This window comes from Streptomyces sp. NPDC051364 (genome assembly GCF_040682115.1).
GTDB lineage: Bacteria > Actinomycetota > Actinomycetes > Streptomycetales > Streptomycetaceae > Streptomyces.
Map to the genome: position 1 here is coordinate 58,234 of NZ_JBFBAH010000037.1, position 7,735 is coordinate 65,968.

The following is a 7,735-nucleotide window of genomic DNA, read 5'->3' on the forward strand; positions in this document are numbered from 1 at the left end:
CAGCCAAAAGGACGGCCCGGCACCACTCACAGTCCGTGCTGGTCAAGCGTCGCCATCAGCTTCCGTTTGCGTTTCTGGTCGGCGCGCAGGGCGGCCACGTACGTGGCGAACTCGGACTCGGTCCCCAGCGTGCGGTGGCAGGCGCGGGCGCTGAGCAGCAGTTCCGCCATGCGTTCGTACGTACGGTCACCCGTCTCCTTGCGCAGTGGCTCGATCCAGCGCAGGTAGACGGTCAGTGCGTCGGCCGGTTGCTTGTCGCGGATCCGGTCGGCCAGGACCAGCCACTGCTGCTGGTCCGCGTACCCGTCGGCCGCGGCCTGCCATGCGGCCTCGAGGTCGGCGTCGTCCATGAGGGCGTGCACCAGCACCGAGCCGCCGTACCAACGGCCCTTCATCGGCTGGTCGGAGGCCTTCAGTACCTCCAGGGCGCCCGCGCGCTCGGTGCCCTCCCAGGTCCCGGCCGTACTGGCCGCGCTACGAAGATGCCGGTAGGCGGCCAGGGAGGGACGGGCCCGCAGCACATCCCGGCGGATCGTGACCGCATCGGCCAAGCGGCCGGTCCGCGCGTACCGATCGCAGACGAAGGCGACCAGCTCGTCATCCGGCCCCCGGTCGGACTCGGCCTCCCGCAGCCCGCGTTCGGCCCACTCCAGGGCCTCGGCTGTGCGGCCCGCCCCCTCCAGCTCCCGGGCGATCACCAGGTGGGTGTGGCCGTTCGGGGCGAGGTCCGCCGCGTGGACGGCGACCAGCGCGTCCACGCTGCCGCCGTCCGCCTTCAGGAGGCGCTCCATCAGGTACTTCTCGGTCCATGACTTGGGGTTGCTCCGCCAGGCTGCCACCACCATTTCGTGCGCCCGAGCCATGCCCGGCTCACCCAGGACCTCCCGGTAGTCGAAGAGGTCGATGTCCGTGATGTCGTTCTCTTCGTCCAGCAGGTGGTGCACCAGCCACTCGGCGGTCTGCACCGGGTCGGGACGGGCGGACAGGCAGGCCTCCAGGTGCGCCTCGGCCAGGCCGGTGGCGACGTCCCCGATCAGGCCGTCCGAGTCGTCGATCTCCCCGTACGCACGGCCCAGAGCCCGGAGGGCCTCGCGGGCCACCTCCACCGCGTCGGCGGCCCGGCCGCCCGTTGTCAGCGCCCGCAGGGCGGTGACAGCCTCCGCCGCCTGCTGCCCGTAGGCGTGGGCGTCGGCGTACTCGACGTAGCCGTAGCGGGCGAAGGAGCGGGTGTCGAGGAGGTGCAGGATGCGCTCCCGGACGATGGCGGTGTCCTCCCCGGCGGTGGCCGCGCGCAGCTCGAGTCGGCGGCGCAGGCCACGGTCGCCGGCGAGCTGTTCCCTTACCAGTGCGGCCAGTTCCTCGCGGGTGCGGGACTCCAGCCAGTCGTCCAGCAGGCGGGTGCGCGAGGCGGCTGCCGACCGCTGCTGCGGCACCGATTCGGCCTGTCCCAGGACGGCCAGGCCCACCGCCACGCAGTGCTTGCAGAAGTTGCCCTCCTGCCCGTAGGGGCAGTCGCACCATCCGCTGAATCGGCCGTCCTCGTCCTCGGTCAGCTCGACCTCGTACGCGTCGCTGCCGTCCACGGTTGCGGTGATCGTCTCGTCCCCGATCTCCAGCCGGGACACCGCCGACAGATAGCCGACCCCGCGCTCGAAGGAGCGCGCGCCCGCCAGCCGGCGCAGGTCTTCCTCGGTGAAACCCAGATCATGCGTCACGGTGTCCATTCAACCGGACGAGAACTCTCGGGGCTGGACGTTCAGGACAACACCACCCACGCACGCGCGGGGTCGCAGGGGCGTGCGGGTGAAGTGCAGCAGGGTCCCAGCAGAGAGAGCGGCGGAATTCCGGTGCCCGGCCGCAGCCGGTCGTCCTCTCTCCCAGGCCGGGTTCACCACGTCACCGGTAGGGCTACGGGTCCTCGGATGAGGACGTCCTTCTGCCACACGACTTTGCCGGGACCGACCGCCAGCCGCAGGTCGGGGAGGCGTGTGATGAGGGTGGTCAGGAGCAGTTCGGCTTCCATGCGGGCCAGCAAGGGTGCCAGGCAATGGTGGGGTCCGTAGCCGAACGCGAGGTGGGGCGGGCCTTTGCGGTCGATGTCGATCCGGTGCGGTGCGGGGTAGCACCGTTCGTCCCAGTTCGCTGCCACGTAGGAGACATAGACGGCCTCGCCGCGGCGGATGAGGACGTCTCCCACCTCGACGTCCTCGGTGGCGATGCGGGCTTGTCCCACGCCGTGTTTGTGCGGGATCCAGCGTAGTAGCTCCTCCACGGCCGCCGGCACGGCGTGCGGGTCGGACTGGAGCCGGCTCATCAGGGTGTCGTGGGTGAGCAGGAGGTAGACCATGTTGGAGGTGTGGTTGCGTACCGCGTGCCAGCCGTTGATTCCCATCAGCGTGGCCAGGGCGAGGAGTTCTTCCTCCTCGATCCTGCCGCTGTCGACTGCGGCTCCCAGTTCGCTGAGGAGGTCGTCCTGCGGCCGGAGCCGGCGTTCGCGGGCCAGTTCGAGGAAGGAGGCGCGGACTTCTGCCTTGGCCTGCCGGGCCCGCTCGACGCCCGCTTCGTCTTTCGCCCGGGTCAAGATGGTGTCCGCCCACGTGCGCAGGCGCGGCCGGTCGGCCTCCGGGACACCCAGCAGAGCTCCGATGACATGCATGGGGAAGGGGGAGGTCACGTGCTGGACCAGGTCGGCCGGGGGTCCGGATGCGACCATGGCGTCGATGTGCTCGTCGAGTACGGCTTGGGTGCGGGGGCGCAGGGCTGCCATGGCGAAGCGGTTGAACGCCGAGGAGACCACGGAGCGGATGCGGGTGTGGTCGGGCGGGTCGACGAAGCTGACCGCGCGATCCAGCGGGACGAGGTACCTGTTCATACTGGGCAGCGGTCGGCCGACGATGTCGCGACTGAACCGGGGGTCGGAGGTGACGAACCGGACGGCGTCGTGCCGCGTCGCCAGCCAGCACGTGCCGGGGGCTCCGTGCGGCAGCCGGATCCGGATGACCGGTGCGGCCTGCGAGGCCTCGCGGAGAAACGGGTCGAAGTCGAGCGCAGCCAAGTCCGAGGCCTCGTACAAGGGGGCGGTTGTGTCGTGCATCACGGGCGCCTCATCGGCCGGTCATGGCGCAGCGGCGTGAGCTGCTCGATGTCGTAGCGGCAGCGCAACGCAGCGATGGCTCCGTGGTCCACGGGCCCGTCGGCGGACAGGATCTCCAGAAGTTCCTCGAAATAGCGCTCGTGGTCCGGGGGCGGGGACGACTGGAAGAACATCCGGGCCGGGACGTCGGTGGGGTTGGCGAAGGCGTGCGGGCAGCCGGGCGGGACCAGGATGACCGTCCCGGGCGTGGCGCGGACCACACGCTCACCCTTCGGCGACTGCCATTCCCGCCAGCAGTCCAGGGTGCGCACGCGCGGCTCGAAGGCGAGGACGTCGAGCTCGCCCTCAAGGACGTAGAACAGTTCCTCGCTGCGCGCGTGGACGTGCGCACCGACGTCGAAGCCCGGTGGCACGAGCACCTCGAAGCTCGATGCGAGGGGCGACTGTGCGCCGGTCACCTTGAAGGTCACATGCTGGGCAGCGGCACGAAGGGTACGTCCTTCGCCGGGGGGCACGATCAGCCCGCTGTCCGCAGACGGGGCGGCGGTGGGGGAGTAGGTGGTCATCGGGTTTCCTTCCGCATGGGTCACGGTGTACGGCTCCATCGGCCCAGCGCCATCTCGGCCGTGATGCCCGGGCCGAACCCGGCCAGGAGGCCGCGCGCCTGGTCGGGGGTGCCACCCTCGTCGAACAGCCGGCGCAGCGCGTCCAGTACGACGGCGCTGGCGATGTTCCCGTACTCGGTGAGCGTGGCCCGGCTGTGGCGGAACGCCTCCGGCTTGACGTGGAGAAAGGTGCCCAGATCGTCCAGGATCCGCGGCCCACCGGCGTGCACGATGTAGAAGTCGAGGTCTGTGGCGTCCCAGCCGTGCCCCTCGGCGAGGCTGCGCAGCGCGGGGGCGAGCGGCTCCATGGTGCCCGGCACACGCTTGTCCAGCAGGAAGTGGAAGCCGGTGGACCGTACGTCGTACGCGATCCAGTCCTCTGTCCCCGGGACGAGGTACGAGCCGTTGCGCTCCAGGCGGATGCCGTGACCACCCGTTCCGCGGACGACCGCGGCGGCCACACCGTCGCCGAACAGACCATTGGACAGGAGCGATCCGATGCCGATGTCGGTGGGTTGGTAGCACAGTGAGCAGAACTCGCACGCCACGATCAGTGCGTTCGCCCCCGGATAGGCCGTGCAGAAGTCGTGTGCGCGGTTGATCGCGGCCCCACCTGCCGCGCAGCCCAGTTGGGCGATCGGCAACTGCCGTGTATGGGACGAGAATCCCATCGTGTTGATCAGCCAGGCGGTGAGTGAAGGCATCATGAACCCGGTGCAGGACACATAGATGATCACATCGATCTCCGCGGCCCGCAGCTCGCCGTCCTCCAGCGCGCGCCGCACGACCTGCGGTACGCGGGCCTTCGCCTCGGCCGCATACAGCCTGTTGCGCTCCTCGAAGCCCGGGTGCGCGAGCGTCTCGCCGATCGGCTGCACCAGATGCCGGGTCCGCACCCCGGTGTTCTCGATCAGGCGTAATGCGAGGCCCAGTTGGGGATGGCCGGCATGCCGCGAGCGTGCGAGCTCGAGCGTGTCCTCCATGGTGATGACGTACTCCGGAACCGACACGGCCGGCCGACACAAGGTCGCCATGCAACACCCCTACCCACCGGCACGCGAGTGCCACTGCTGACCCGGACGCGTCCTTAACGATCACGATCCGCCCAGGTCACCCATTCGTACCCCTGGGCTCGTATAAGCGGGTCGAGAAAGGCGGCCCGGCCAACTCCCCAGTACGGGTCCGCTCGTGATCGGCACGCATTTCCCCGCCCCCACGGCCGGCCTGCTCCGGCGCGGGCCGGTGCGCCGACCGGCCGCGCCGTCCGGGATGCCGTGCCGTCGGCATGCCGCGCCGTCCGCGATGCCGGGCGCCACTACCGTCTGCGGCATGGACGGTGATCGCAGACGCTGGCGCCAGTGCTTCCTCGGCGGGGCGGTGTTCGCCGTGTGCATGGCCGGCACCACTCTGCCCACCCCCCTCTACGGCCTCTACCAGGAGAAGTTCGGATTCTCCGAGCTGCAGGTGACGGTCGTGTACGCCGTGTACGCCTTCGGCGTCATGGGGGTCCTGCTGCTGGCGGGCAACGCCTCGGACGTCGTGGGCAGGCGGCCCGTTCTGCTGGCGGGCCTCGGACTCGCGGCGGCGAGCGCCGGCTGCTTCCTGTGCGCCACCGGGCTGGGTTGGCTGTACGCGGGCCGGCTGCTGTCGGGCCTGTCCGCAGGTCTGTTCACCGGGGCCGCCACGGCCTACGTCATCGAACTGGCACCGCGGGACGGCTCCTCCCGCGCCACGTTCGTGGCGACGGCTGCCAACATGGGCGGGCTGGGCTGCGGCCCCCTGCTCGCCGGTCTGCTGGCCCAGTACGCTCCCTGGCCGCTGTACCTGCCGTTCGCCGTGCACCTCGTCCTCGTGGCCGGTTCGGCCGCCGTCCTGCTGCAACTCCCCGAGACGGTACGGGAGCGACAGTCGCTCGCCGCGGTACGGCCGCAGCGGCCCGCTCTGCCCGCGTCGGTGCGGCAGGTGTTCGGGCCCGCCGCAACCGCCTCGTTCGTGGGGTTCGCGCTGTTCGGCGTGTTCACGTCGGTCAGCCCGGCGTTCCTCACCGAGTCCCTGGGCGTGCACAACCGGGCCGTGAGCGGGCTGATCGTCGCGTTGGCCTTCTTCGCGTCGACCGCCGGACAACTGGCCGTCGGCCGCATCGGGGTCGGCCGGTCCCTGCCGCTGGGCTGCGCGGCACTCCTCGCCGGGCTGGTGCTGCTCGCGGGCGCCCTGTACTGGGACCTGCTGGTGCTGGTGGTCCTCAGCGCGCTCGTCGGCGGCAGCGGGCAGGGCCTGGCCTTCCGCGGCGCGCTCTCGGCGGTGGCGGGGGCGTCTCCGGCCGACCAGCGCGCGGCGGTCATCTCGATGCTGTTCGTGGTGGCGTACGCGGGCATCTCGGTACCGGTGATCGGCGTGGGCGTACTGACTGGCCCTGTCGGCCTGGAGGGCGCCGGACTGGTGTTCCTCGCCTGTATGACCGCCCTGGTTTCGACCGCGGCCGTCTATCTGCTCCGCCACCCCGTGCGCCAGGCGTAGCGCACCGCCGCCCCGGGACCGAACACCTCCCGCCGCCTGCCGGGCGGCACCCGTGCGCCCGGCGTGCCGAGCTGAAGGAGGCCCTGCGGCGGCCGTCGTCGACGGAGGCCGAACGGCGCGCGGCGCTGGAGGAACTGCGCAAGCAGCCCCGCAACGCGAGCGCCACGCGCGTGCGCAACCGGGACGGCGTCGACGGCCGGCCCCGCGGCCATCTGCGGAAGTTCGGCCTCTCCCGCGTCCGCATGCGAGAACAGGCGCACGCCGGCTTCCTCCCCGGAGTCACCAAGTCCTCCGGGTAGCGCCCGTACGGCCGGCGCCGGCGCGTGGGCCCGTCTCCGGTGGGATGCGGGGCCTTCGCATCAAGCATCGCCGCGCGGCCGCGCCACCGGCGGACCTGTCCCGCACAGCGTCGTGACCGGTTCCGCATCGCCCGTGTCGAACCCGCTGTCAAGACTGTCGTGCCGGCCCGGCGGCCGTGCCGCTGTCCGCGGCCACGCGGAAGCCGATGTTGCCGGTGGAGCTGTCGGGCGTGTTGGAGCTGCGGGCCGCGACGCGGTAGCGGTTGCAGTACGAGTCGTGGCAGAGGTACGAGCCGCCGCGCATCACGCGGCTGGTTCCGGGCGCGAACCAGTCGGTGCACCACTCCCATACGTTGCCGACGACGTTGTGGAGCCCGAAGCCGTTGGGGCGGAAGGACTTCGCCGGTGCCGTGCCCTCGTAGCCGTCCTCCGCGGTGTTGCGGGTGGGGAAGTCGCCCTGCCAGATGTTGCACATGTGCCGCCCGCCGGGGGTGAGGTCGTTGCCCCACGGGTAGCGCCGCTGCTCGAGCCCGCCGCGGGCCGCGTACTCCCATTCGGCCTCGGTGGGCAGGCGGGTGCCGGACCAGGCGCAGTACGCCTGGGCATCGTTCCAGGAGACGTGGATGACGGGGTGGTTCTGGCGCGCGGTGACGGACGAGCCGGCGCCCTCGGGGTGCCGCCAGCTGGCGCCGGGGACGGCCCGCCACCAGGGGACGGCCGCCACGGGCGCAGACGCGGCGGCGACGTCCTCGGTCAGGAAGCCTCCGAAGACGAAGGAGAAACCGAAGTCTTCGGCTTCGGTGACGTGGCCGGTGGCTTTGACGAAGGTGGCGAACTGGGCGTTGGTCACCGTCGTGGGCGCGATGCGGAACGGGTCGACGGCAACCTCGCGTACCGGCCCTTCGCCGTCGGCCGGGAAGGAGTCCGGGTCGTCGGTGCCCATGAGGAAGCGCCCGCCCGGCAGGTCGATGAGCCGCCGGGCGGCCCGCTGGGCGGTACCGACAGGCGGCCGCGGTGCAAGGGAGAGCGCGACGGTGGTGGCGTCATGGTGTCCGGGGGTGCAGCAGGAAAGCATGGCGGCTCCGTCGGTGTGTGTTGAGGGCGGGGCGGGGGGGCCCCCGGGGGGGGGGCGGGCGCGCCCCCGGCGCGCCGCCGGAGGGCGTGGTGCGGGGCCGCGTTTCGCGGCCCGCGGCGGGGGCGGCGCGCCCAGCGGCCGAGGC

General features: G+C 71.6%; 6 protein-coding genes and 1 pseudogene. 2 read left to right on the top strand and 5 right to left on the bottom strand.

Annotation, left to right across the window (positions count from 1 at the left end):
* Positions 1–26 precede the first annotated feature (26 nt).
* The 4 genes from AB0M76_RS38135 to AB0M76_RS38150 form a co-directional block, all read right to left on the bottom strand.
* A complete protein-coding gene (locus AB0M76_RS38135) occupies positions 27–1,715 on the bottom strand; it encodes an SWIM zinc finger family protein (protein WP_365957323.1) in 1,689 nt (562 codons plus the stop codon).
* 173 nt (positions 1,716–1,888) lie between these two features.
* Complete coding sequence (locus AB0M76_RS38140; protein WP_365957324.1) at positions 1,889–3,094, bottom strand: cytochrome P450; 1,206 nt, start codon at positions 3,092–3,094, stop codon at positions 1,889–1,891.
* A complete protein-coding gene (locus AB0M76_RS38145; protein WP_365957325.1) occupies positions 3,094–3,660 on the bottom strand; it encodes a cupin domain-containing protein in 567 nt (188 codons plus the stop codon). The genes AB0M76_RS38140 and AB0M76_RS38145 overlap by 1 nt, the downstream gene beginning before the upstream one ends.
* 20 nt (positions 3,661–3,680) lie before the next feature.
* Positions 3,681–4,733, bottom strand: coding sequence for a type III polyketide synthase (locus AB0M76_RS38150; protein ID WP_365957326.1), 1,053 nt, complete (start codon positions 4,731–4,733; stop codon positions 3,681–3,683).
* 295 nt (positions 4,734–5,028) lie between these two features.
* Here AB0M76_RS38150 and AB0M76_RS38155 point away from each other — a divergent pair, with 295 nt between their 5' ends.
* Entirely contained in the window at positions 5,029–6,216 is a 1,188-nt protein-coding gene (locus AB0M76_RS38155; protein WP_365957327.1) for an MFS transporter, read from the top strand.
* 44 nt (positions 6,217–6,260) lie between these two features.
* Positions 6,261–6,515, top strand: a pseudogene (gene rpsN / locus AB0M76_RS38160) (30S ribosomal protein S14); the annotation flags it as partial.
* Positions 6,516–6,663: 148 nt separating this feature from the next.
* Here rpsN and AB0M76_RS38165 read toward each other — a convergent pair.
* Positions 6,664–7,590 carry a formylglycine-generating enzyme family protein gene (locus AB0M76_RS38165; RefSeq protein WP_365957328.1) on the bottom strand — a complete coding sequence of 309 codons (927 nt, stop codon included), beginning with the start codon at positions 7,588–7,590 and terminating at the stop codon, positions 6,664–6,666.
* Positions 7,591–7,735: the final 145 nt, after the last annotated feature.

What these genes read in the sequence shown, in the direction of transcription:
- AB0M76_RS38140 (WP_365957324.1), bottom strand. Translation starts at nt 3,094, where the DNA reads ATGCACGACACAACCGCCCCCTTGTACGAGGCCTCGGACTTGGCTGCG.
- AB0M76_RS38145 (WP_365957325.1), bottom strand. Translation starts at nt 3,660, where the DNA reads ATGACCACCTACTCCCCCACCGCCGCCCCGTCTGCGGACAGCGGGCTG.
- AB0M76_RS38150 (WP_365957326.1), bottom strand. Translation starts at nt 4,733, where the DNA reads ATGGCGACCTTGTGTCGGCCGGCCGTGTCGGTTCCGGAGTACGTCATC.
- AB0M76_RS38155 (WP_365957327.1), top strand. Translation starts at nt 5,029, where the DNA reads ATGGACGGTGATCGCAGACGCTGGCGCCAGTGCTTCCTCGGCGGGGCG.
- AB0M76_RS38165 (WP_365957328.1), bottom strand. Translation starts at nt 7,590, where the DNA reads ATGCTTTCCTGCTGCACCCCCGGACACCATGACGCCACCACCGTCGCG.